This window comes from Bradyrhizobium sp. Pha-3 (assembly GCF_042258325.1).
GTDB lineage: Bacteria > Pseudomonadota > Alphaproteobacteria > Rhizobiales > Xanthobacteraceae > Bradyrhizobium > Bradyrhizobium elkanii.
Map to the genome: position 1 here is coordinate 9,196,474 of NZ_CP170151.1, position 23,788 is coordinate 9,220,261.

The 23,788-nt window shown below is 65.3% G+C and carries 20 protein-coding genes and 1 pseudogene; 12 read left to right on the forward strand and 9 right to left on the reverse strand.

The window, feature by feature from the left end:
* Positions 1 to 259: 259 nt before the first annotated feature.
* The 4 genes from pnp to ACE10X_RS43855 all read left to right on the forward strand — a co-directional run bounded on the left by pnp (position 260) and on the right by ACE10X_RS43855 (position 4,552).
* On the forward strand, positions 260 to 2,416 hold the full coding sequence (pnp, locus tag ACE10X_RS43840) for a polyribonucleotide nucleotidyltransferase (RefSeq protein WP_038382605.1): 2,157 nt from the start codon (positions 260 to 262) through the stop codon (positions 2,414 to 2,416).
* 204 nt (positions 2,417 to 2,620) lie between these two features.
* Complete coding sequence (locus tag ACE10X_RS43845) at positions 2,621 to 3,355, forward strand: superoxide dismutase (RefSeq protein ID WP_038382606.1); 735 nt, start codon at positions 2,621 to 2,623, stop codon at positions 3,353 to 3,355.
* A gap of 127 nt (positions 3,356 to 3,482) precedes the next feature.
* A complete protein-coding gene (locus ACE10X_RS43850) occupies positions 3,483 to 3,947 on the forward strand; it encodes a GNAT family N-acetyltransferase (protein WP_375763873.1) in 465 nt (154 codons plus the stop codon).
* An 8-nt stretch (positions 3,948 to 3,955) separates the two neighbouring features.
* Complete coding sequence (locus ACE10X_RS43855; RefSeq protein WP_038382608.1) at positions 3,956 to 4,552, forward strand: glutathione S-transferase family protein; 597 nt, start codon at positions 3,956 to 3,958, stop codon at positions 4,550 to 4,552.
* Positions 4,553 to 4,827: 275 nt separating this feature from the next.
* On the opposite strand, the gene fabV is transcribed toward ACE10X_RS43855, so the two are convergent.
* The 3 genes from fabV to fabA form a co-directional block, all read right to left on the reverse strand.
* Positions 4,828 to 6,000: an enoyl-ACP reductase FabV gene (gene fabV / locus ACE10X_RS43860; RefSeq protein ID WP_038382609.1), complete on the reverse strand. Its 1,173-nt coding sequence runs from the start codon at positions 5,998 to 6,000 to the stop codon at positions 4,828 to 4,830.
* A 78-nt stretch (positions 6,001 to 6,078) separates the two neighbouring features.
* Positions 6,079 to 7,302: a beta-ketoacyl-ACP synthase I gene (fabB, locus tag ACE10X_RS43865; protein ID WP_038382610.1), complete on the reverse strand. Its 1,224-nt coding sequence runs from the start codon at positions 7,300 to 7,302 to the stop codon at positions 6,079 to 6,081.
* A gap of 43 nt (positions 7,303 to 7,345) precedes the next feature.
* The gene (gene fabA, locus ACE10X_RS43870) at positions 7,346 to 7,867 is read right to left on the reverse strand and encodes a bifunctional 3-hydroxydecanoyl-ACP dehydratase/trans-2-decenoyl-ACP isomerase (protein WP_038382611.1); all 522 of its coding nucleotides are present in this window, start codon (positions 7,865 to 7,867) and stop codon (positions 7,346 to 7,348) included.
* Positions 7,868 to 8,195: 328 nt separating this feature from the next.
* Here fabA and irrA point away from each other — a divergent pair, with 328 nt between their 5' ends.
* Entirely contained in the window at positions 8,196 to 8,687 is a 492-nt protein-coding gene (gene irrA / locus ACE10X_RS43875) for an iron response transcriptional regulator IrrA (RefSeq protein WP_026192029.1), read from the forward strand.
* 129 nt (positions 8,688 to 8,816) lie between these two features.
* Here irrA and ACE10X_RS43880 read toward each other — a convergent pair whose 3' ends face one another.
* Positions 8,817 to 9,344, reverse strand: a complete 528-nt coding sequence (locus ACE10X_RS43880; RefSeq protein ID WP_028343923.1) for an SH3 domain-containing protein — start codon at positions 9,342 to 9,344, stop codon at positions 8,817 to 8,819.
* A gap of 348 nt (positions 9,345 to 9,692) precedes the next feature.
* On the opposite strand from ACE10X_RS43880, the gene ACE10X_RS43885 reads away from it, so the two are divergent.
* Positions 9,693 to 10,697, forward strand: a complete 1,005-nt coding sequence (locus tag ACE10X_RS43885) for a D-glycerate dehydrogenase (protein WP_038382612.1) — start codon at positions 9,693 to 9,695, stop codon at positions 10,695 to 10,697.
* 538 nt (positions 10,698 to 11,235) lie between these two features.
* Here the strand turns inward: ACE10X_RS43885 and ACE10X_RS43890 are convergent.
* Complete coding sequence (locus ACE10X_RS43890; protein WP_375764662.1) at positions 11,236 to 12,147, reverse strand: LysR family transcriptional regulator; 912 nt, start codon at positions 12,145 to 12,147, stop codon at positions 11,236 to 11,238.
* 121 nt (positions 12,148 to 12,268) lie between these two features.
* Between ACE10X_RS43890 and ACE10X_RS43895 the strand changes: the two genes are divergently transcribed.
* The gene (locus tag ACE10X_RS43895; protein ID WP_038382613.1) at positions 12,269 to 13,276 is read left to right on the forward strand and encodes an aldo/keto reductase; all 1,008 of its coding nucleotides are present in this window, start codon (positions 12,269 to 12,271) and stop codon (positions 13,274 to 13,276) included.
* A 9-nt stretch (positions 13,277 to 13,285) separates the two neighbouring features.
* Here the strand turns inward: ACE10X_RS43895 and ACE10X_RS43900 are convergent, their stop codons facing one another.
* Positions 13,286 to 14,089 (reverse strand): molybdopterin-synthase adenylyltransferase MoeB, encoded by an 804-nt coding sequence (locus tag ACE10X_RS43900; RefSeq protein WP_038382614.1) that lies wholly within the window; start codon positions 14,087 to 14,089, stop codon positions 13,286 to 13,288.
* Positions 14,090 to 14,313: 224 nt separating this feature from the next.
* Between ACE10X_RS43900 and ACE10X_RS43905 the strand changes: the two are divergent.
* Positions 14,314 to 15,672 (forward strand): annotated as a pseudogene (locus ACE10X_RS43905) (peptidoglycan-binding protein).
* Positions 15,673 to 15,917: 245 nt separating this feature from the next.
* On the opposite strand, the gene ggt reads toward ACE10X_RS43905, so the two are convergent.
* The 3 genes from ggt to mutM form a co-directional block, all read right to left on the reverse strand.
* Positions 15,918 to 17,597, reverse strand: a complete 1,680-nt coding sequence (gene ggt, locus ACE10X_RS43910; protein ID WP_375764663.1) for a gamma-glutamyltransferase — start codon at positions 17,595 to 17,597, stop codon at positions 15,918 to 15,920.
* A gap of 122 nt (positions 17,598 to 17,719) precedes the next feature.
* Positions 17,720 to 18,277: a GNAT family N-acetyltransferase gene (locus ACE10X_RS43915; protein ID WP_375763874.1), complete on the reverse strand. Its 558-nt coding sequence runs from the start codon at positions 18,275 to 18,277 to the stop codon at positions 17,720 to 17,722.
* A 1-nt stretch (position 18,278) separates the two neighbouring features.
* On the reverse strand, positions 18,279 to 19,160 hold the full coding sequence (gene mutM, locus ACE10X_RS43920) for a bifunctional DNA-formamidopyrimidine glycosylase/DNA-(apurinic or apyrimidinic site) lyase (RefSeq protein WP_375763875.1): 882 nt from the start codon (positions 19,158 to 19,160) through the stop codon (positions 18,279 to 18,281).
* A gap of 119 nt (positions 19,161 to 19,279) precedes the next feature.
* Here mutM and ubiE point away from each other — a divergent pair, with 119 nt between their 5' ends.
* From ubiE to dut, 4 genes are all read left to right on the forward strand, one after another.
* The gene (gene ubiE / locus ACE10X_RS43925; protein WP_016844705.1) at positions 19,280 to 20,041 is read left to right on the forward strand and encodes a bifunctional demethylmenaquinone methyltransferase/2-methoxy-6-polyprenyl-1,4-benzoquinol methylase UbiE; all 762 of its coding nucleotides are present in this window, start codon (positions 19,280 to 19,282) and stop codon (positions 20,039 to 20,041) included.
* On the forward strand, positions 20,038 to 21,612 hold the full coding sequence (ubiB, locus tag ACE10X_RS43930) for a 2-polyprenylphenol 6-hydroxylase (protein ID WP_038382617.1): 1,575 nt from the start codon (positions 20,038 to 20,040) through the stop codon (positions 21,610 to 21,612). Before ubiE ends, ubiB begins: the two co-directional genes overlap by 4 nt.
* Positions 21,613 to 21,712: 100 nt before the next feature.
* Positions 21,713 to 23,137, forward strand: coding sequence for a bifunctional phosphopantothenoylcysteine decarboxylase/phosphopantothenate--cysteine ligase CoaBC (coaBC, locus tag ACE10X_RS43935; RefSeq protein WP_038382618.1), 1,425 nt, complete (start codon positions 21,713 to 21,715; stop codon positions 23,135 to 23,137).
* Positions 23,134 to 23,592, forward strand: coding sequence for a dUTP diphosphatase (gene dut / locus ACE10X_RS43940; protein WP_028341688.1), 459 nt, complete (start codon positions 23,134 to 23,136; stop codon positions 23,590 to 23,592). Before coaBC ends, dut begins: the two co-directional genes overlap by 4 nt.
* Positions 23,593 to 23,788 lie beyond the last annotated feature (196 nt).

Here is a 23,788-nt window from a genome sequence, read left to right on the forward strand (position 1 = left end):
CTCGGACTTTCGAATTGCCGAAAGATGATCATGCGCAGCATGGCAATAGTGCCATGCCAACTAGCGTCCAGCAGCAATCCGGCCGCTGGACCGGGCAAGATGCCCAGATGACCGAAAGGATGGACGCCATCCGAAATCCAGGGACCATGGCAGGATCGCCGGATACTGATCGCAACCGCGTGTCAGTGTCTCGCCGTCTTGGCATGGTCTTTGTGTTTCAGGGCGCCATGCTTTCGTGAAACCATGAAAGAAGACCGAAATGTTCAACACGCATTCCGTCGAGATCGACTGGGGTGGACGTCCCCTCAAACTTGAAACCGGCAAGATCGCCCGCCAGGCCGACGGCGCCGTGATGGCGACCTACGGCGAGACCGTAGTGCTTGCCACCGTCGTCGCGGCGAAGGCACCGCGCGAAGGCGTCGACTTCCTGCCGCTCACGGTCGACTACCAGGAGAAGACCTACGCTGCCGGCCGCATTCCCGGCGGCTATTTCAAGCGCGAAGGCCGGCCGACCGAGAAGGAGACGCTGGTCTCCCGCCTGATCGACCGCCCGATCCGTCCGCTGTTCGTCGACGGCTGGCGCAACGAGACCCAGGTGATCGTCACCGTCCTGTCGCACGACATGGAGAACGATCCGGACATCGTCTCGCTGGTCGCCGCCTCCGCCGCCCTGACCCTGTCGGGCGCGCCGTTCAAGGGCCCGATCGGCGCTGCGCGCGTCGGCTTTGCCAATGACGAATACGTGCTCAACCCGACGCTCGACGAGATGACCGAGACCCAGCTCGATCTCGTCGTCGCCGGCACCGCCGACGCCGTGCTGATGGTGGAATCGGAAGCCAAGGAGCTCAACGAAGACGTGATGCTCGGCGCGGTCATGTTCGGCCACCGCCACTTCCAGCCCGTCATCAACGCGATCATCGAGCTCGCCGAGAAGGCCGCCAAGGAGCCGCGCGAAGTCACCACGATCGACAATTCGGAGATCGAGAAGGAGATGCTCGGCATCGCCGAGCAGGAGCTCCGCAATGCCTACGCGATCCCGGTCAAGCAGGAACGCTATGCCGCGGTCGGCGCCGTCAAGGAGAAGGTGCTCGCGCACTTCTTCCCGGAAGGCCAGGAGCCGAAATACGACAAGCTGCGCGTCGCCGGCGTATTCAAGGAACTGGAAGCCAAGATCGTTCGCTGGAACATCCTCGACACCGGCAAGCGCATCGACGGCCGCGACGCCAAGACCGTGCGCAACATCATCGCCGAAGCCGGCGTGCTGCCGCGCGCCCACGGCTCGGCGCTGTTCACCCGCGGTGAAACCCAGGCGATGGTCGTGACCACGCTCGGCACCGGCGAGGACGAGCAGTACATCGATGCACTGTCGGGGACCTACAAGGAAACGTTCCTGCTGCACTACAACTTCCCGCCCTACTCGGTCGGCGAGACCGGCCGCCTCGGCGGCACCAAGCGTCGCGAGATCGGCCACGGCAAGCTCGCCTGGCGCGCGATCCACCCGGTGCTGCCGCCGCACCACGAGTTCCCGTACACGATCCGCGTGGTCTCCGAGATCACCGAGTCGAACGGCTCGTCCTCGATGGCTTCGGTCTGCGGCGCCTCGCTGTCGCTGATGGACGCCGGCGTGCCGCTGAAGCGGCCGACCGCCGGTATCGCCATGGGCCTGATCCTCGAAGGTCAGCGTTTCGCGGTGCTGTCGGACATCCTCGGTGACGAGGATCATCTCGGCGACATGGACTTCAAGGTCGCCGGCACCGACCAGGGCATCACCTCGCTCCAGATGGACATCAAGATCGAGGGTATCACCGAGGAGATCATGAAGGTTGCGCTTGGCCAGGCCAAGGAAGGGCGCATCCACATCCTCGGCGAGATGGCCAAGGCGCTGACCGCGGCGCGCGCCGAGCTCGGCGAATACGCACCGCGCATCGAGACCTTCAAGATCGCCACCGACAAGATCCGCGAAGTGATCGGCACCGGCGGCAAGGTGATCCGCGAGATCGTCGAGAAGACCGGCGCCAAGGTCAACATCGAGGACGACGGCACCGTGAAGGTCGCCTCCAACGATGGCGAGGCGATGAAGGCTGCGATCAAGTGGATCAAGTCGATCGCCTCCGATCCGGAGGTCGGCCAGATCTACGAGGGCACCGTCGTCAAGGTGATGGAGTTCGGCGCGTTCGTGAACTTCTTCGGCGCCAAGGACGGCCTCGTCCACATCAGCCAGCTCGCGGCCAACCGCGTGCAGAAGACCTCCGACGTCGTCAAGGAAGGCGACAAGGTCAAGGTCAAGCTGCTCGGCTTCGACGATCGCGGCAAGACCCGCCTGTCGATGAAGGCCGTCGATCAGACGACCGGCGAGGACCTCGAGGCCACGCAGAAGACCGAGGCTTCGGCGCCGCGCGAAGCTGCCGGCGAGTAAGTCCAGGCCAATCGACTGGCAAATCGACTGTTACGAAAAGGGCGGCCCTGGGGCCGTCCTTTTTGGTTTGCCGAGGTCGGACGCAAATCAATCTCCGCTGATCGGCATGCGCGGTTTTGACCCGGCATTGTGATCGGGATTTGTTGGAACCCGTTCACAACTCGGGCCTAACATCAGGATGCTTTCCTAGCACGGAGAACCACGATGTCCTCGATGTCCCGACGCCATTTGATCATCGCAGCAGGCGGCATCGCTGCGGCCGCCGCCTCGTCGCGCGCTGCGTTCGCGCAGGCCACGGCGCAGGCCCCGGCCGGACCATTCAAGATCGATCCGCTGACCTATCCCACCAATGCGCTGGAGCCGCATATCGATGCCAAGACGATGGAGATCCATCACGACCGGCATCATCAGGCCTACGTCACCAATCTCAACAATTTCGCCAAGGACAATCCGCAGATCGCCGAGAAGCCGGTGGTGGAAGTGCTCGCCAATCTCGGCAGCGTGCCGGACGCGATCCGCACCGGCGTGCGCAACAACATGGGCGGCCACGCCAACCACACCATGTTCTGGCAGATCATGGGACCGAACGGCGGCAAGGCGGACGGCGAGGTGCTCGCCGCGATCGATCGCGACCTCGGCGGCATGGAGAAATTCCAGACCGATTTCAACGCCGCCGGCGGGCGCGTGTTTGGCTCCGGCTGGGTGTTCGTCACCGTCACCAAGGATGGCAATCTCGCGATCGAGACGCGGCCGAACCAGGACAATCCGATCATGGACGGCAAGCGCGCGCTGCTCGGCAACGATGTCTGGGAGCACGCCTATTATCTGACCTACCAGAACCGCCGCCCCGACTATCTCAAGGCGTGGTGGAATACGGTGAACTGGAAGGCCGTGGCCGAGCGCTATGCGGCGGCGAAGGCCGGGACGCTCGGCGTGTGAACCGCCGGGCTCGCCGGTCGCGAGGAACTGCGTTACCTTCGAAAGCTCCGCGATCGCTTCGTGGGGCTTTCACCTTTATGTATCCACAGCGTCGCACCGCCGGTGTCGAACGCCATGAGGATCGACGATGACGCCGCCGACCATCCGCGCCGCACGCTCCGACGAACATGATGCGATCGCGCGCGCCTGGATGGCGAGCTGGGCCTCGACCGGGCTCTCGCAAGCCAGCGACAGTCTGTTGAACGATCTGCGTGGCCGCCTGCCGCGCGAGATCGCGGGTGGCTGGAGCCTGTTCGTCGCCGACGATCGCGGCAGCATCGCCGCCATGCTGGCGCTGCACCTGCCGACCTTGCTGCTCGACCAGCTGATGGTCGTCCCCGCCTATCAGGGCCGGAGCCTGGGACGTCACCTGCTTGCCTTCACGCGCCGGCAGATGCCCGACGAGATCCGGCTGAAATGCGTCCGCGAGAACGAGAAGGCCTGGCGCTGGTACGAGCGCGAAGGCTTTGTGTTCGAGAAGGAAGCGCCCAATCCGGTCACCGGCTTCATGATGAAGCACTATCGGTGGACGAGAACAAACCGCATATTTTAGGCTAAGCCATGATCAAGCTGTACTGGTCGCCGCGCTCGCGCTCGTTCTCCGCCATCTGGCTGCTGGAGGAATCCGGCCTGCCATACGAGCGGGTGCTGACCGACATCAGCACCGGCGCGCAGAAATCGCCGGAGTTTCTCAAGATCAACCCGATGGGCAAGGTGCCGGCGTTGACCGACGGCGACGCGCAGCTCGCCGAGGCCGCCGCGATCTGCGCCTATGTCGCCGACCGCTATCCCGAGACCAAACTCGCGCCGGCAGCGACGGACCCGAAGCGGGCGCGCTATCTGCAGTGGCTGTTCTTCTCGCCGAGCTGCATCGAGCCGGCGCTGATCCAGCTCTTCACCAAGCTCGAGGTGCCGACCAGCACCGCTGCATGGGGCAGCGCCGCGCAGGTGTTCGACGTGCTCGACGCCGAATTGCAGAAGGGGCCGTGGATCCTCGGCGATCAATTCTCCGCCGCCGACATCGCGATCGGCGCGGGACTGAACTTTGCGGTGCGCGTGTTCAAGATGGTGCCGCAGCGGCCATCGTTCGAGGCCTATATCGACCGCTGCGTGGCCCGGCCCGCGTTCCAGCGCGCAGAGAAGATCGCGGCGGGGTGAGCGTCGGATCTTGTAGCCCGGATGGAGCGAAGAGAAATCCGGGAAAAGTCGCTGACGTAGAAAGAGCTCTCCCGGATTACGCTTCGCTCCATCCGGGCTACTAACCTCCACTTGGAAAGGGGAGGTCGCTTTGCTCGCCAGGGCAAAGCGGGTGGGGATCATCTCTCTCCGCTAGCTAGCGGCATCGCCTGCGGCTGACCCCTATCCCGACCTTCCCCCTTTCAGGGGGAAGGAGAAGGCCGGTCTGTAACCGCTCACGCAGTTTTCCGAACGGCTTAACCCGGCACGACGCGGGGATCGACGTCCTGTGTGTAGTCGACGCCGTCGATGCCGAAGCCGAACAGGCGCAAAAACTGGCTCTTGTACTCGCCGAGATCGGCCAGTTCGCCGAGCGTCTCGGTGGTGAGCAGCGGCCAGCGCCGCGACACTTCCGTCTGCACTTCGGGCGAAAGCTCCCAGTCGTCGACCCTGACGCGCTGCGCGTCATCGAGCGCGACGCCCTTACCGAGCTTCGTCCGGAACAGGCGGTCGATCTGCTCGATGCAGCCTTCATGGAGACCGAGCTGCTTCATCACCTTGAACAGCACGGTGCCATAGAGCGGCACCACCGGAATGGCCGAGCTCGCCTGGGTGACCACGGCCTTCAGCGCGACGACGCGCGCCGCGTCAGGTCCGAGCCGGCCGCGGATCGCTTCTGCCTTGCTGTCGAGATCGACCTTGGCGCGGCCGAGCGTGCCGTTCCAGTAGATCGGCCAGGTCAGCTCGCTGCCGATATAGGTGTAGTTGAGCGTCTGGAAGCCCGGCGCCAAAACGCCGGCATCCGCGAGTTGATCGATCCAGCGCTTCCAGTCGTCGCCGCCCATCACCGCGACGGTGGCCGCAGTTTGTTCCTCGCTCGCCGGCTCGAGCGTCGTCTGGAACACCTCACCGGTCTCGGTGTCGAGCGTCTTGATCTCGACCGGGGCGCCCAGCGGCTTGATCACCGAACGATAGGTCTTGCCGGTGTCGGGATCGGTCCGGACCGGAGCCGCCATGCTGTAGACCAGCAGATCGAGCTGTCCGAATTTCTCACGCACGCGCTCGATGAAGGTCGCCTTCAGCTCGTCGGAGAAGGCGTCGCCTTCGAGCGTGAGCGGCGAGCGTCCGATCTTCTGGGCCTCGATCTCGAAGGCGCGGTTGTTGTACCAGCCGGCGCTGGCGCTTCTCTTTTCCGACGGCTCGCGCTCCAGCGACACTCCGATGGTGTCAGCGCCGCCGGCGAAGGTCGCGACGATGCGGCTCGCGAGGCCATACCCCGTCGAGCAGCCGAGCACGGCAACCCGTTTCGGGCAGTCGGCGACCGGGCCCTGCTTCAGAACATAGGCGATCTGTTCGCGGACATTCGTGGCGCAGCCGACGGGATGTGCCGTCGTGCAGATGAAGCCTCGCACGCGCGGTTCAATAATCATTCCCACCCCATTCCGGATCGTTGCACTGTTCCCATTCGCTGCCTGCGGACCTCCCTCGGCAAGCGAGGAGAGGCGAAATCACGCGTCAAGCCGCCTGAACACCAGCGTGGCGTTGGTGCCGCCGAAGCCGAACGAGTTCGACAGCACGGTGTTGAGCTTGACGTTGTCGATGCGCTTGCGCACGATCGGCATGTCGGCAAACACCGGATCGAGTTCGGTGATATGCGCGCTCTCGCAGATGAAGCCGTTGTTCAGCATCAGCAGCGAATAGATCGCTTCCTGCACGCCGGTGGCGCCGAGCGAGTGGCCGGTCAGCGCCTTGGTGGCCGAGATCGGCGGGCACTTGTCGCCGGTGCCGAACACCTTGCGGATCGCCTCGATCTCCGGCGGATCGCCGGCGGGCGTCGAAGTGGCATGCGGATTGATGTAATCGACCGGCGTGTTCACCGTCGACATCGCCATGCGCATGCAGCGCTCGGCGCCCTCGCCCGACGGCGCCACCATGTCGTAGCCGTCGGAGGTCGCGCCGTAGCCGACGACCTCGGCATAGATCCTGGCGCCGCGCGCCTTGGCGCGCTCGAGCTCTTCCAGCACCACGACACCCGCGCCGCCGGCGATGACGAAGCCGTCGCGGTTGAGATCGTAGGGACGCGAGGCTGTGGCGGGCGTGTCGTTGTATTTCGAGGACATCGCGCCCATGGCGTCGAACAGCACCGACAGCGTCCAGTCGAGTTCCTCGCAGCCGCCGGCGAAGATGACATCCTGCTTGCCGATCTGGATCGTCTCATAGGCGTTGCCGATGCAGTGGTTCGACGTCGCGCAGGCCGACGAGATCGAATAGTTCACGCCCTTGATCTTGAACCAGGTCGCGAGCGTCGCCGACGCGGTCGAGGACATGCCCTTCGGCACCGCGAACGGACCGACGCGCTTCGGGCCCTTGGCGCGCGCGATGTCGGCGGCCTCCACCAGCGTGCGCGTCGACGGTCCACCGGATCCCATGATGATGCCGGTGCGGATGTTGGAAACTTCATTCTCCTCGAGGCCGGAGTCGCGGATCGCCTGTTCCATCGCAACGTGATTCCACGCCGCACCTTCGGCAAGGAACCGCATCGCGCGGCGATCGATCACCTCGGCAGGATTGAGTGTCGGCGCACCGTGCACCTGCGAACGGAAGCCGAGTTCGGCGGCCTTCTCCGCGCGCGAAATGCCCGACTTCGCCTCGTAGAGGCTCGCAAGCACTTCCTGGGTGTTGTTACCGATGGACGAGACAATTCCCATCCCCGTGATGACAACCCGCCTCATGTTCGCCTCGCCCTGCCTTTATGTTGCCGCATGATGATCCTGCTCAAGATGGCGCCGTGCCCTGCTTGAACAAACCGACCTTCAAGTCCTTGGCGCGATAGATAATCTCGTCGTCCATGGAAAGCCACCCATCGGCAATTCCAAGCACGAGCTTTGACCGCATCACGCGCTTGATATCGATGTTGTACACAACCTTGCGCGCGTGCGGCAGGACCTGTCCGGAGAACTTCAGCTCGCCGAGGCCGAGCGCGCGGCCACGACCTTCGCCACCGATCCAGCCGAGGTAAAAGCCGACCATTTGCCACATGGCATCGAGGCCGAGGCAGCCCGGCATCACCGGATCGTTCTTGAAATGACAGCCGAAGAACCAGAGATCCGGCTTCACTTCGAGCTCGGCGCGCACCAGCCCCTTGCCGTACTCGCCGCTATTTTCCGAAATCTCGCTGATGCGATCGAACATCAGCATCGGCGGCAGCGGCAACTGGGCGTTGCCGGGACCGAAAAGCTCGCCCCGCCCGCAAGCCAGCAAATCCTCGTATTCGTAACCGCCGCGCCGATCCAGCATCCTCTTTCCACCTCTGATGTCCCGATGAAGCGCTTTGCTTGGTCGGACCTTGATCTACCCACGGGAACCGGAATAACCCGTCCCGCATCTTGGCGCTACCTGGGTACGCTACGGCCTGTTATCTCTGCCGAAAGCGCATATGTGGTCCGCGCGCTCTCTAACATACGGCTAACTGGGCGGCAAAGCGGCATTCCGATGATAAATGACCGCTTCTCCTTGGGTTTCTACCGCAGCTTGGATTCGTTCTAGTTGCGAAAAACTTGCATCTGATAGGCATCCTTTTTATATTTATGAGGAATATTGCCTGAGTTGGGTGCATAGAGTGGATATGAACGAGGAAGTACCGGCTGTGAATGATGATGCCGTGCACCCGGCTGCCCGGGGCGCTGGGCACCACCCTGCCCTGACCGGCTGTCCGTGGCATGACGTCAACGAAATGTTGCAGTCTGCCGGTCTGCGGCCGACCCGCCAGCGCATGGCGCTGGGCTGGCTGCTGTTCGGTAAGGGTGCCCGCCACCTGACCGCTGAAATGCTGTACGAGGAAGCCACGCTGGCCAAGGTTCCGGTGTCGCTGGCGACCGTCTACAACACCCTGAACCAGTTGACCGATGCCGGCCTGCTGCGCCAGGTCAGCGTCGACGGCACGAAAACCTATTTCGACACCAACGTGTCGACGCATCACCACTTCTATCTCGAGCACAACCACGAGCTGGTCGACATTCCCGACCCGAACCTCGTGCTGTCGAAAATGCCCGACGTGCCCGAAGGCTACGAGATCTCCCGCGTCGACATGGTTGTGCGGTTGCGCAAGAAGCGCTGAGTTCTGTCGTCCCTGCGAAAGCAGGGACCCATAACCACAAATCTTGGTTGCTGGCTAAAGGCGTCTCCTACCGCGCGCCAACGATAAATCACGCGGTATGGGTCCCTGCTTTCGCAGGGACGACAAACCTCAGTCCACCTTCTCGTCGGCGTAGACACCCCAGAGGCGCTGCTGCTCGATCCAGCCGTCGAACCCGTTGCCGGTGACCCGGCACCAGTTGTTGGCGCATTTCTTCACCTGCGCGACGACGCCGGCCTGCAGGCGCGCCGCGACGGCGCTGGTGGCATCGGGACGATCGTACAGTGAGGCCAGATCGTCCTTGTTCTTCATGGTGACGACGGCGGTGCGGCGGCCGGACAGCAGGGAATGATAGACCCAGCCTTCGGCGCCCTCGGAATCGCGCACCCGGCGCCAGTTCTCGAACTCGGCGGTGATTTCGACCGGCAGCCCCGACCGCGTGTAGACCCAGGCGACGTCATTGTCCTTGGTCGGGCCGGCCCGGACGTTCACGTGATCCGACTTCAGGCTGACATAGCGCGGGATCGGCAGGCCGCTGGTGGTGGGGCTCAAATCCTTGGCGGAATGTCCGGGCATGACCGACGCACTCAGCATGCTTCCGACCAGCGCCACCAATGAACTGAAACGCCAGAACGCCACCATCAACTCGTCTCCTGCCGAGATGCCCAACCCGCATTCGGCGAACTGCAACCCCAACCACGCCCGAAGGCCCCCTGCGCCTGCGCCCGTTCGCTCCCGCACTGCAAGTCCGGGGGGTTCTTGTCTTGGCCCGGCCTTCTGCTAGAGAGGACGGAACGCCTGAGAGCCAGAACACCCGAATTTCCCGTTGTTTCGCCTTGGCGAAAAGCCGGGGCAAGTATCGGGGAACCCTAGGAAACGCGAAGGAAACGCCGGGACAGCGCGGCTATCAGCAGTGTCGAACAACCGGGTTAATGAGGCCTGAACGGTTTGTTTTTTGGCACGCCGCGCGCCCCATGAAAGTAGGACATGTCGGTGAAGAAAAAGCCTCTCGTCGTCGTCACCCGCAAGCTGCCGGACTCGATCGAGACCCGGATGCGCGAGCTGTTCGACGCCAGATTGAATCTCGACGACACGCCGATGACGCCGGAGCAGATCGCCGAGGCGGCACGAACCGCCGACGTGCTGGTGCCGACCGTGACCGACATGGTCCGCGAGGACGTGATCAATCAGCCCGACTGCAAGCTGAAGATGATCGCCAATTTCGGCAACGGCGTCGACAATATCGACGTCGCCGCGGCGCATGCGCGCGGCATCACGGTGACCAACACCCCGAAGGTGCTGACCGAGGACACCGCCGACATGACCATGGCGCTGATCCTTGCGGTGCCGCGCCGCATGATCGAGGGCGCCTCGATCCTGACCGAAGGCAAGCAGCACTGGGCGGGCTGGTCGCCGACCTGGATGCTCGGCCACCGCATCGGTGGAAAGAGGCTCGGCATCGTCGGCATGGGCCGCATCGGCCAGGCCGTGGCGCGCCGTGCCCGCGCCTTCGGCCTGCAGATCCACTATCACAACCGCCGCCCGGTGGCGCCTATGATCGCCGAAGAGCTCGGGGCGACCTATTGGGAAAGCCTCGACCAGATGCTGGCGCGGATGGACATCATCTCGGTGAACTGCCCGCACACGCCGGCGACCTATCATCTGCTCTCGGCGCGGCGGCTCAAGCTGATCCGCAAGGAGGCCTATGTCGTCAACACCGCGCGCGGCGAGGTGATCGACGAGGACACGTTGATCAAGCTGATCGAAGCCGGCGAGATCGGCGGCGCAGCCCTCGACGTCTATGAGCACGAGCCCGCGGTGAACCCAAAGCTGGTGCGGCTCGCCCGGGCCGGCAAGGTCACGCTGCTGCCCCACATGGGCTCGGCCACCATCGAGGGCCGCGTCGAGATGGGCGAGAAGGTGATCATCAACATCCGAACCTTCCTCGACGCCCACAAGCCGCCGGATCGCGTGCTGCCGAGCATGCTGTAAGTGCTCGTAGCCGGGATTACGCCGCGCTCCATCTACGCCACGCAGCTCCAACCTCCCCCTTGAAAAGGGGAGGTCGCTTTGCTCGCCAGAGCAAAGCGAGTGGGGATCATCTCTCTCCACGAGCGACGGTGCGTGTGGCCGACCCCCATCCCGACCTTCCCCCTTTCAGGGGGAAGGGGAAGAGAGACCTGTAGCCCGGATGGAGCGCAGCGCAATCCGGGACAGCATCACCGCGTCAAGACCGCCCCGGATTATGCTTCGCTCCATCCGGGCTACGGCACCGCCAAAATATCGAAAACAACCCCATGCAAAGTAGCCGGAGCGACCGGCGCTCGACCAGGCAACTTCACGCGTCGGGCCACGGGATTGCCGAGCATGCTCTGAGACCAACATTCGGTGTCGTCCCTGCGAAAGCAGGGACCCATAACCACCGCTGTTCATGGTTGCGCTGAGCTGGAGCTCCAGCCTTCGTCATTGTGAGAGCTGTGATTATGGGTCCCGGCTCAAGGCCGGGACGACGATGTGGTGAGAGCTCGACCTATCTCTTCCGCCGCGCCTGCTTGCGCCAGTCGGCGACGAACGACACGAACGCGGCGAGCGCGGGCGGCGGCTGGCGACGGCTCGGATAATAGAGGAACGGTCCGTCGAACGGCGGGCACCAGTCGTCGAGCACGCTGACCAGCGCGCCGGATTTGACGCCGTAGCGGACATAACCCTCGAACGTCGCCCAGTAGCCGACGCCGTCATGGACCGCGCGCAACGCAAGGCCGAGATGGGTCGCGGTCAGCTTGGCCGGCGGCGAAATCTTCACCACGCGGCCGTTCTTCTCGAACTCCCAATCGAACATCACGCCGTTGCTGGAGCGGCTGCGGATGCAGGGGTGCGCCAGCAGATCCTTCGGATGCATCGGCCGGCCGTGCTTTGCGACATACTCACTGGACGCCACGATCGCGTAACGCTGCGGCGCGCCGAGCGGGACCGCGACCATGTCCTGTGCCAGGTGCTCGCCGTAACGCACGCCGGCGTCAAAGCCCTGCGCGACGATGTCGACGAACGCACTCTCCGCGACGACGTCGAGATCGACCCGCGGATATCTGGCAAGGAACGGCGCGATCATCGGCGCCAGCACGAGATCGACCGCAGGCGGCGGCGCGTTGATGCGCAACCGCCCCGACGGCTCGGCGCGCAGGCCGCGCACCTCGGTGATCGCATCGGCGACGTTGACCATGGCCGGCGCGACGCGGGCGAGCAGCAGTTCGCCGGCTTCCGTTAGCGCGACGCTGCGGGTGGTGCGGTTCATCAGGCGGACGCCGAGCCGCTCCTCCATGTCGCGCAGGCGCTGGCTGAGGCTGGAGACCGAGACGCGCTGCTCGAGCGCGGCACGCCGGAAATTGCGCGTGCGCGCCACCGCCACGAAGGCGTCGAGGTCGCGAAGGTCGAAATCCTGCATTGTTCGATATAGTGAACAAGCCATTCGCGATTGTCCAGCTTATCGCCCGAACCCGACCGGCCCATATCACCTCGGCATTTGGCGACGGATTTTCCGCCGCAAACGTTCGAGGAACATCCACATGGACACACGCAAACTCGGCTCAACGGGGCCCGCCGTCTCGGCCCTCGGCCTCGGCTGCATGGGCATGTCCGAGGTCTATGGCCCGGCCGATCGCGGCGAGAGCATCGCCACGGTGCACGCGGCGCTCGATGCCGGCATCACGCTGCTGGATACTGGCGACTTCTACGCCATGGGCCACAACGAGATGCTGGTGCGCGAAGCCCTGAAGGACGTCGCGCGCGACCGGCTGCAGATCAGCGTCAAGTTCGGCGCGCTGCGCGGCCCGGCGGGTGAATTCGCCGGAATGGACACCCGGCCGGCCGCGACGAAGAATTTCCTCGCCTATTCGCTGCAACGTCTCGGCACCGACTACATCGACATCTACCGCCCGGCACGTCTCGATCCCAACGTTCCGATCGAGGAGACGATCGGCGGCCTCGCCGATCTGGTGAAGTCCGGCTACATCAGACATATCGGCCTGTCCGAGGTCGGCCCCGACACCATCCGCCGTGCGCATGCCGTGCATCCGATCGTCGATCTCCAGATCGAATACTCGCTGATCGAGCGTGGCATCGAGCGCGACATCCTGGCGACCTGCCGCGAGCTTGGCATCGGCATCACAGCCTACGGCGTGCTGGCGCGCGGACTGATCAGCGGCCACTGGTCGAAGGAGTCCGGCAAGGTCGGCAGGGATTACCGGCTGATGACGCCGCGCTTCCAGGGCGCGAACCTCGATGCCAATCTCGCGCTGGTGGAGCAGTTGCGCGCCATTGCCGCCGAGATCGGAGCAACGCCGGCGCAGGTCGCGATCGCCTGGGTCGCGGCGCAGGGCAAGGAGATCGTGCCGCTGGTCGGCGCCCGCACCCCCAACCGTCTCACCGAAGCGCTCGGCGCGACCGGGCTGACGCTGACGCAAGCTCATCTCGCGGCACTGGCGAAAGCCTTCCCGCCGGATATCGCGGCCGGCACGCGCTATACGGCCGAGCAGATGGCGCATCTCGACAGCGAGAAGCCGGCCACCAGGTAACGGGGGCAATCAGGTGCGATGGGCGCCGAGGTCGGCGATGACAGGCCCATCGCCATTGAGCGGGTTCTGCGGATCGCGCGCGTAGCGCAGGGTTTCGAACCGCATCGCGCGCGCATCCACCATCAGGAGCCGGCCGACCAGGCCCTCGCCGAAGCCGACGATCTCGCGGATCGCCTCCAGCGCCATCATCGATCCCAGGACGCCGGCGAGCGCGCCCATCACGCCGGCCTCGGCGCAGGCCGGCACCGTGCCCGGCGGCGGCGCCTCCGGAAACAGGCAGCGATAGGTCGGATTGAACAGGCCGTCCGCATTCTTCTCGTGCGCGCGGATCGTGGTCAGCGAACCATCGAACTGGCCCAGCGCCGCCGTGATCAGCGGCCGCTTCGCGAGGAAGCAGGCATCGGCGACGAGATAGCGGGTCTCGAAATTGTCGGAGCCGTCGAGCACGAGATCGTAACGCGCGATCAGCGCCATCGCATTGTCGGCGGTGAGCCGCATCGGATGCGCCTCGAACGTCACATGCGGATTGAGCGCATGGATCTGCGCCGCCGCGCTGTCGACCTTGCGCTTGCCGATGTCAGACGTCGCATGGATGATCTGGCGCTGCAGGTTGGAGAGCGAGACGATATCGTCATCGATCACGCCGAGCCGGCCCACGCCGGCGGCGGCCAGATACATCAGCACCGGCGCGCCGAGGCCGCCGGCGCCGATCACCAGCACCGACGCTTCTTTCAGCGCATTCTGGCCGGGGCCGCCCACCTCGCGCAGCACGATGTGGCGGGCATAGCGTTCAAGTTCGTCGGCACTCAGCATTGTTTCATCTATCCTACCCGTGACCCTCATGGTGAGGAGCGCGGCACGCGCGTCTCGAACCATGAGGCCCGGTCCGTGGCCTCATCCTTCGAGACGCGGCTCTCGCCGCTCCTCAGGATGAGGGTTGACGCGCTCCCTGAACCGGAGCGCGGTTGTTGCCGACCAAGCAGATGTGCTTAATTGCCTGGACGTCAATGGTGTCAGTCATTCCCCCCGGATTTGTCATGAGATCGGTGCTTTCGGCAACATTGATGGCCGCTGCCACGGGCATGGCGCAGGCCCAGATGACGCCGCCCTCGACGGCCGGGACCAAGCCGAAGACCGTGACGACGGTGCCGATCCGCCCCGCGCTGCAGAAGCCGAAGGATACCGCTGGCGCGATGGCGCAGGCCGAGCGGCTGGCGCTGCAATCCGACCTCGCCTGGGTCGGCGAATATAACGGCGCCATTACGGGCGACGTCAGCGAGCGCATGGTCGATGCGATCAAGGAATTCCAGAAGAAGCGCGGCGGCAAGCCGACCGGCGTGCTGAACCCGCAGGAGCGCGGCGTGCTCGCCGACACTGCGCGGCGGAAGCAGGAAAGTGTCGGCTGGCGGATCGTCACCGAGCCGGCCACCGGGGCGCGGCTCGGCATTCCCACCAAGCTGGTACCGCAGCTCTCCAGCGACGCTTCCGGGGCCAAATGGACCTCGCCGACCGGCACCGTCCAGGTGCTGCTGACCCGCCGCAAGGAAGCAAGTCCGACCACCGCAAAGCTTGCCGAGCAGGAAAAGAAGGAGCCGGCCGGCCGCACCATCGACTACACCGTGGTGAAGCCGGATTTCTTCGTGCTGTCGGGCATGCAGGGGCTGAAGAAGTTCTATCTGCGCGGCACCTTGAAGGGCGACGAGGTCCGCATCCTCACCATCCTCTATGACCAGGCGATGCAGACCACCATCGAGCCGGTGGTGATCGCGATGTCGAGTGCCTTCAATGCATTTCCGGCCGCCGTGCAGGCCGGTCCGCCGCCGCGCAAGACCGTCGAATATGCCACCGGCGTCGTGGTCAGCGACGACGGCGCCACCGTGACCGATCGCGTGGCGACCGACGACTGCATCGCGCTGACGATCCCGGGCTACGGCAATGCCGATCGGGTCGCCGAGGACAGGGATCACGATCTCGCGCTGCTGCGCATCTATGGTGCGCGGGGGCTGAAGCCACTCAACATCGCAGGCCAGGCGACGCAGACCGCGCTCGACATCACCGGCATCGCCGATCCGCAGAACCAGGGCGGCGGCGCGGCCGCGAGCAGCGTGAAGGCTTCGGTCGCATAGATCGGCGGCGGCGATCAGGCGCTGTCACCGGCGCCTGCGCTCGGGTTCTCCGGCGCAGCGGCGACCGATAGTGGCGGCAGGTTTGCCGGCATCGCGACGCTGAAACCCGTCATCGTTGCAGGCCCCGCAAACGCGGCGCCGCCGGCGCAAGCCGCGCTGGTGCCGGCCGACACGGTGCGCAGCTTCCTGAAGGCGCATGGCGTCACCGCGTCGGGCGACTCGGCCGACGCCAAGGCCGCCGTTGTCCGCGTGATCTGCGTCAGGAAGTAGGATGCTGTCATCGCCCACGCATGAGGACGACCGGGTATGCAAGAGACTCCTGTGATTAGCCATGGCTCTTCCCATACGTCGTCCTGGCGAAAGCCAGGACCCCATAACCACCGCATTCAGCGATGAAACCGGATCGCGGCCCCGGCGTCGCACAGCAATGAGATTGGGGGTAATGGGTCCTGGCTTTCGCCAGGACGACGTTGAGGATGGTTCTCGGTTCACCCGGTCAAACAGCGTAGTCGGCGTCACCTCAACGCAAACCGCACCCCGGCGCGGGCGAGACCGCCGGCAATGCCGACCGGGGTGCCGTCGGCGCGCCAGCAGGCTGCGCCCGACATCGTGCCGTCGGCGTGAAACTGGATCGCGTTCATGCCGCCGGCCACCGTCGGCACGACTTGCACCTTGTGACCCTTGGCCGATAGCGCGGCGCGGACGGCCTCCGGCACCGCCTGCTCGACCTCCAGCGCATTGCCCTCGGTCCAGACCCGTGGCGCCTCGACCGCCTCCTGCAGGCTCATGCCGTGGTCGATCAGATTGATCAGCGCCTGCATCGCGCTCGGGAAGATGCGCTTGCCGCCGGGCAGGCCGAGCGCGTAAGCGAGCTTGCCGTCGCGCAGTGCCATCATCGGCGACATCGAGGTGGTGACGCGCTTGCCGGCGGCCAGCGACAGCGCGTGTCCCGGCCGCGGATCGAACAGGTTCATGTAGTTGTTCGGCACGGTGCCGAGGCCCGGGATCAGGATCTTGGCACCGAACAGATTGTTGATGGTCTGGGTGGTCGCGACCACATTGCCCATCGCATCCGCCGCGGTCATGTGCGTGGTGTGCGCGCTTTCGAGCTGGGTGACACCGGCGCTCCAGACTTGTGCAGCGGTGGGATCGATCGCGCGGCGGCGCTCCTCGGCATAGGCCTTCGAGGTCAGCCGTTCCACCGGCACGTTGATATAGGCGGGATCGCCGCTCGCGGCCGCGCGGTCGGCAAAGGCGATCTTCAGCACCTCGGCGAGATAGTGGATGGTCTCGACCGTGCCGAAGCCGAGGCGCGCGATGTCATAGCCTTCGAGGATATTGAGCATCTGCGTGATGTGCACGCCTGACGCCGCCGGCGGCGGGGGCCCGAGGATTTCCCAGCCGCGGTAGTCGCAGCGGATCGGCTGCCGCTCGACGGTCTTGTAGGTCGCGAGATCCTGTTGTGCGATGAAGCCGCCGTTCTTCTTCATGTAGTCAACCAGGATGTCGCCGAGCGGTCCCTGGTAGAGTGCGTTGTCGCCATGATCGGCGATGTATTTCAGCGTCTCAGCATATTCCGCCTGCACCACGCGCTCGCCGGGCTTCAGCGGGGTGCCATCAGGCAGATAGAGCGCCGAGATCGGCTTGTCCTTCAGCATCTCCTCGGCGCCGTCGGTGATGCATTCGTGCAAATAGGGCGTCGCCGCATAGCCGCGCGCGGCGTGCTTGATCGCCGGCTGTATCACGTCGGCAAGGCTCATGGTGCCGAAGCGGCGCAGCGTTTCGCACCAGGCCTTCAGCGAGCCCGGCACCGCGACCGCCTTCGGCCCGTTCAAATTCTCGTTGCCGACGGTGTCGAACACGTCGTGCGCCGAACCGGGCTTCGAGGTGTAGGTATCCGGCTTTACCGCCTGCGGCACCGTGCTTTGGCCATCGATGAAGCGATGGCTGCCGTCGGCGAGGCGAATATGCGCCATGCCGCCGCCGATGATGCCGACCATCATCGGCTCGACCACGGTCAGCGTGAACAAGGTGGCGATCGCCGCATCGATCGCGTTGCCGCCGGCAGCTAACATCTCGGCGCCCGCGCTCGATGCCAGCGGATGATTGCTCACCACCATGCCGCGGCTGCTGGTGGCCGGTTGCTTCTCGCATTGAAAACGAGTCGCGGCGCGGTCGCGCCAGGCGCCATTCATCGACATGCCGTTCATCGCCATTGTGTTCTCGTTCTTGATGGAGCGATGGGACCTATGTTCGCCAGCCTCGCATGCGCGGTCAAGCTATCGCATTCGTCATGGCCGCATTCGCAAAAGCGATGTCAGCGTCGATCGCGCAGCCAGGTCTCGCGCGTAACCTTCCACCTCTCCGCTCTGGATTCGCCGTTGTGGTGCGGAAGCTCGACGAAGCCGACGAATTCGGCGCCGGTCTTCTGCTTGACCCGGCGCGAGGCGACGTTGGACTGGGCGTTGCAGACATGGAAGCTGGCAAGGCCGAGCGTCAGGAAGGCGAAGTCATTCACCGCCGCGATCGCCTCCGTCATGAGGCCCTGATTCCAGTACGGCTCGGCGAGCCAGAACCCGCGATTGCCCTTGCGGCCGTCGGCGCGCGGCCGGAAATTGATCTTGCCGACCGCCTCGCCATCGCCGGCACGCAACACCAGCACCCATTGATAGCTTTCCTCGCCGGCCGCGATCTTGCTCAGCTCCCGCCTGATAAAACTTTCCGCACCGTCGCCGGGATATGGCCACGGCACGACTGTTGCGAGATTTTTGATCACATTCCAATTGTTGAAGTGACGCTGGATCGCGGCGGCATCCGACAGCGCAAGCGGCCGCAGGATCAGGCGCTGGGTCTCGATGCGCGGGGTCTCGAACATGTTACTTCTGACACTTCGGGCACCAGAACGTCGAACGGCCGTTCTGGGTGAAGCGCCTGACGATACCCTCGCAGCCCGACGTGTGGCACGTCTCGCCCTCGCGGTCGTAGACCTGGAACGAATGCTGGAAATAGCCGAGATCGCCATTGGTCAATCGATGGTCGCTGATCGAGGAGCCGCCGGCCTTGATCGCCTGGTTGAGCACCGAATGGATCGCGTCGACCAATCGCCTGGCGTGGTCGGTGGGCTCCGCCTTCTTCGTTGCAAGCGTCGCGGCCAATCGCCGCGGCGACAGATGCGAACGAAACAGCGCCTCGCAGACATAGATGTTGCCAAGTCCCGCCACCACGCGCTGATCGAGCAGCGCGGCCTTCAGGCTGGTCTTCTTGTTGTGGGAGGAGCGCGCCAGCATCGCCGCGTCGAACTCGTTGCCGAGCGGCTCGGGACCGAGCCCTTTCAGCAGCGGCTCATCCTCGATCGCGTTGCGCGCGATGATCTTCATGTAGCCGAAGCGCCGCGGATCGTTGAAGACGACGGCCGCGCCCGACGACATGTGGAACACGACGTGATCATGCGCGCGATCCTCGCTGCGCGGATGGTGGAATTGTCCCGGCGCCGCCGCGCCTTCGCCCTTCAGCACGCGGAACGAGCCCGACATGCCCAGATGCATCAGCAGCACGTCGCCGGAGTTCAGGTCCGCCATCAGATATTTGGCACGGCGGCCGAGCCCCGTGATGGTCCGGCCCTCGAGCCGGGCGATAAAGTCTTTTTGAAACGGAAACCGCAAATCCTTGCGGCGGGCCTCGGCTTTGAGGATCTTGGACCCCTCCATGGCCGGCTGCAGGCCGCGGCGGACGGTCTCGACTTCGGGTAATTCCGGCATAGCAGGCATTCACCTTTTGGAAGTGACGTGATAGCGCCATTGCGGCCGCCGCGCTATGGTCTGGCTGGAGCGTTTTCGAGCGAAGAAAACGCGACCAAAAAGGGTAAGAGTTCTGAGTGATGGATCGGCCGGATCAAACCACCCATTTCGGCTTCAGGGACGTGCCCCTGGGCGAGAAGCAGACGCTGGTGAACGACGTGTTTCACAGCGTGGCGTCCCGCTACGACCTGATGAACGACCTGATGTCGGCAGGCCTGCACCGGGCCTGGAAGGACGTCATGATCACGACGCTCGACCCGCCGAAGGGCGACCGGCCGTTCGCGCTGCTCGACGTCGCCGGCGGCACCGGCGACATCGCATTCCGGGCCGCCAAGACCGCGGGCGCGGGCTTTCATGCCACGGTCTGCGACATCAATACCGACATGCTCGCCGTCGGCCGCGAGCGTGCCGCGAAGCAGCACCTCGATGACCGCGTGTCGTTCGTCGAGGGCAACGCCGAAGCGCTGGGCTTCGCCGACCGCGCGTTCGACGCCTACACCATTGCGTTCGGCATCCGCAACGTGCCGCAGATCGACCTCGCGCTGCGCGAGGCCTATCGCGTGCTCAAGCCCGGCAGCCGCTTCCTGTGCCTGGAATTCTCCACCGTCGACGTGCCCGGCCTCGACAAGATCTACGATCTGTTTTCCTTCAAGGTGATCCCGCCGCTCGGCCGCGCCGTCACCGGTGACGCCGAGTCCTATCAATATCTCGTCGAGTCGATCCGCAAATTCCCGCGGCCGAACGCGTTCGCCGAGATGATCGGCGCCGCCGGCTTTGCCCGCGTGAAGTGGCAGAGCCTCTCCGGCGGCATCGTGGCGCTGCATTCGGGCTGGCGTTTGTGATCTCTGCACTGACCCACATCACGCGCCTCGCCCGCGCCGGTTTCGTGTTTGCGCGCGAGGGCGTGTTCGGCGTCGTCGATCCCGCGCTGGTGCCGCCGCCCGGGCAGCTCGCGCTGAAGCTGGCGCGGCTGATCGAGCGCCGCTCGGCCAAGTCAGGTCCGCGGCTGTCGCGCGCACTGACGCGGCTCGGACCGGCCTATCTCAAGCTCGGGCAATTCCTCGCCACCCGGCCCGACGTGGTCGGCGTGACGATGGCGCTCGATCTCGAAGCCCTGCAGGACCGGCTGCCGCCATTTGCGCAGGAAGCGGCCGAAGCCGTCATCACGCAATCGCTGGAACGGCCGCTGTCGCAGGCCTTTGTGCATCTGGGCCCTGCGGTTGCCGCAGCCTCGATCGCGCAGGTGCATCGCGCCGAAGTCGAGCGCGACGGCGTCCGGCAGCAGGTGGCGGTCAAGGTGCTCCGGCCCAATGTCGCCGCGCGCTTCCGCCGCGACCTCAGCGACTTCTTCTTTGTCGCGCACAAGGCCGAGGCGCATTCCGCCGAGGCGCGGCGCTTGAGGCTGATCGAGGTCATCAACACGATGTCGCGCTCGGTCGCGATGGAGATGGACCTGCGGCTCGAGGCAGCCGCGCTGTCCGAGATGGCCGAGAACACCCGCGACGATCCGGACTTCCGCGTCCCCGCGGTGGATTGGGATCGCACCGCGCACAGCGTGCTGACGATGGAGTGGATCGACGGCATCGCGCTGAACGATCACGTCCGGCTGGCGCAGGCCAAGGTCGACCTGCCCGATCTCGGCCGCAAGGTGATCCAGAGCTTCCTGCGGCACGCGCTGCGCGACGGCTTCTTCCATGCCGACATGCATCCCGGCAATTTGTTCCTCGACGAGGCCGGCCGGCTGGTCGCGGTCGATTTCGGCATCATGGGACGGCTCGGGCTGAAGGAGCGGCGCTTCCTGGCCGAGATCCTGCTCGGCTTCATCACCCGCGACTATCGCCGCGTCGCCGAGGTGCATTTCGAGGCCGGCTACGTGCCGGGCCACCATTCGGTGGAGAATTTCGCGCAAGCGATCCGCGCCATCGGCGAGCCGATCCACAACCGCACCGCCGAGGAAATCTCGATGGCGAAGCTGCTCACGCTTCTGCTCGAGGTCACCGGCCTGTTCGACATGCAGACGCGCCCCGAGCTGATCCTGCTGCAGAAGACCATGGTGGTGGTCGAGGGCGTGGCGCGCGGCTTCGACCCGAAGCTCGACATCTGGAAGATCGCAGATCCCGTGGTGCGCGAATGGATCGCGCATAATCTCGGCCCGATCGGCCGCATCCAGGGCGCGATGTCGGGCGCGGGCGAGCTCGGCCGCGTCATCTCCAACCTGCCGACGATCGCCAGCCGCGCCATCACGGTGCTCGAGCAGCTGGAGACCATGACCCGGGAGGGCCACATGCTGTCGTCGGACACGATCGACGAAATGGCCCGCGCCGAAGCCCGCAAGGAGCGGATCCAGACGATCGGCCTATGGGTCATTGCCGCCGCCCTGATCGGGATCTTCTTCGCCATCCGCGCCCATTGATTGCAATGCATGCATCATGTGCTAGCATCGCTATCATTTTGCATGACCTTTCTCGGAGAGCCGCTTCGCGCTTTTCCGGACCATGCTTTGAGGGCACGCCATGGCCAGCCTGACCGTCCGCAAACTCGACGACACGCTGAAGGCCTATCTGCGGCTGCGCTCCGCCAAAAACGGCCGCTCGGTCGAGGAGGAGGTCCGGGTGATCCTCAGGGAGCTCGCGGACGGCGGACCGGAGCCTGCCGAGGCGCCCGGCCCGGGTTCCGCGACAGTGGCAGCCCCTGCTCCAAGGGCCGCCAGCGCGGCCGGCGAGCCGCGCGTCACCCTGATCATCGGCGGGGGGATTGCGGCCTACAAGGCGCTGGATCTGATCCGGCGGCTTAAGGAACGGCACATCCAGGTCCGCTGCGTGCTGACCAAGGCGGCCCAGCAATTCGTCACCCCGCTCGCCGCCAGCGCGCTGTCGCATGAGCGCGTCTACACCGACCTGTTCGACGCCGAGAGCGAATTCGACGCCGGCCATATCCGCCTGGCCCGGGACTGCGACCTGATCGTGGTGGCGCCGGCGACCGCCGACCTGATGGCCAAGATGGCGCAGGGCCACGCTGACGATCTCGCCACCGCCACCTTGCTGGCGGCCAACCGGCCGATCCTGCTGGCGCCGGCGATGAACCCGCTGATGTGGAACAATCCGGCCACCCGCCGCAACGTGCTGCAGCTCCGCCGCGACGGCGTCCATACCGTCGGCCCCAACGCCGGAGAGATGGCGGAAGCCGGCGAAGCCGGCGTCGGCCGGATGGCCGAGCCGACCGAGATCGCCGCAGCCGCCGACCGCATGCTGCGTCCGCCACAGCCGCGTCCGCTGGCCGGCAAGCGGGTGCTGATCACCGCGGGACCGACCCATGAGGCGATCGATCCGGTCCGCTACATCGCCAACCGCTCGTCCGGCAAGCAGGGCTTTGCCATTGCCGCCGCCGCGCGCGTCGCCGGTGCCGAGGTGGTGCTGGTGACCGGCCCGGTCGAGCTCGACGACCCCCAGGGCATCTCGGTGATGCGCGTCGAGTCCGCGCGCGACATGCTGCACCGGGTCGAGGCCGCGCTGCCGGTCGACGTCGCGATCTTCGCCGCCGCGGTCGCCGACTGGCGGGTCGCCACCGAGGGCAGCCAGAAGCTGAAGAAGACCGCGGCCGGCATGCCGCCGCTGCAGCTGGTCGAGAACCCCGACATCCTCGCGACAATTTCCAAGCTGAAGGAGCAGCGGCCGCCGCTGGTGATCGGCTTCGCCGCCGAGACCGAGCACCTGATCGAGAATGCCAAGGCGAAGTTCGCGCGCAAGGGCTGCGACTGGATCGTCGCCAACGACGTCTCGCCGGCGACCGGCGTGATGGGCGGCGACCGCAACACCGTTCACCTGCTCTCGCGCGAGGGCAAGGACGTCACCGTCGACTCCTGGCCGGTCATGACCAAGGAGGAAGTCGCGACCGCGCTGGTGTCGCGCATCGCCAGAGCCGTAGGAACCGCATCGTGAGCGCCACCATCAAGGTCGAAGTCCACCAATTGCCGCACGGCGCCGATCTCCTGCTGCCGATCTATCAGACCGCCGACGCCGCCGGCCTCGATTTGCTTGCGGCGGTGCCACAGTCAGCGCCGCTGCTGCTTCTGCCGGGCCGCTACGAGATGGTTCCGACCGGACTGACGATCGCGCTGCCGCCGGGCTACGAGGCCCAGGTGCGGCCGCGCTCCGGCCTTGCCGCCAAATACGGCGTCACGGTGCTGAACTCGCCCGGCACGATCGACGCCGACTATCGCGGCGAGATCAACGTGCTGCTGATCAATCACGGCCATGAGGTGTTTTCGATCCGGCGCGGCGAGCGCATCGCGCAGATGGTGATCGCGCCGGTCACGCGGGCCGAGCTGGTTCCGGTCGACGTGCTGTCGGCGACCGGCCGCGGCAGCGGCGGCTTCGGCTCGACCGGACGCTAGAGAGCGTCGGAGAAGTGTGCGGACGAGCTCCGGGAGATCACGCTTCGTGCGCTCTCCGCACGACTACGGAGTCAATTCGCGTAAAATCCACGCCACCCGGCGGCATTTTTTCACAGGGGATTCTGCGTTCACGGTCTGGACTCTTACTCGCCGAGTCCCGTTGGGACTATTCTGTTTTGATTCGAGCGCGACGGGG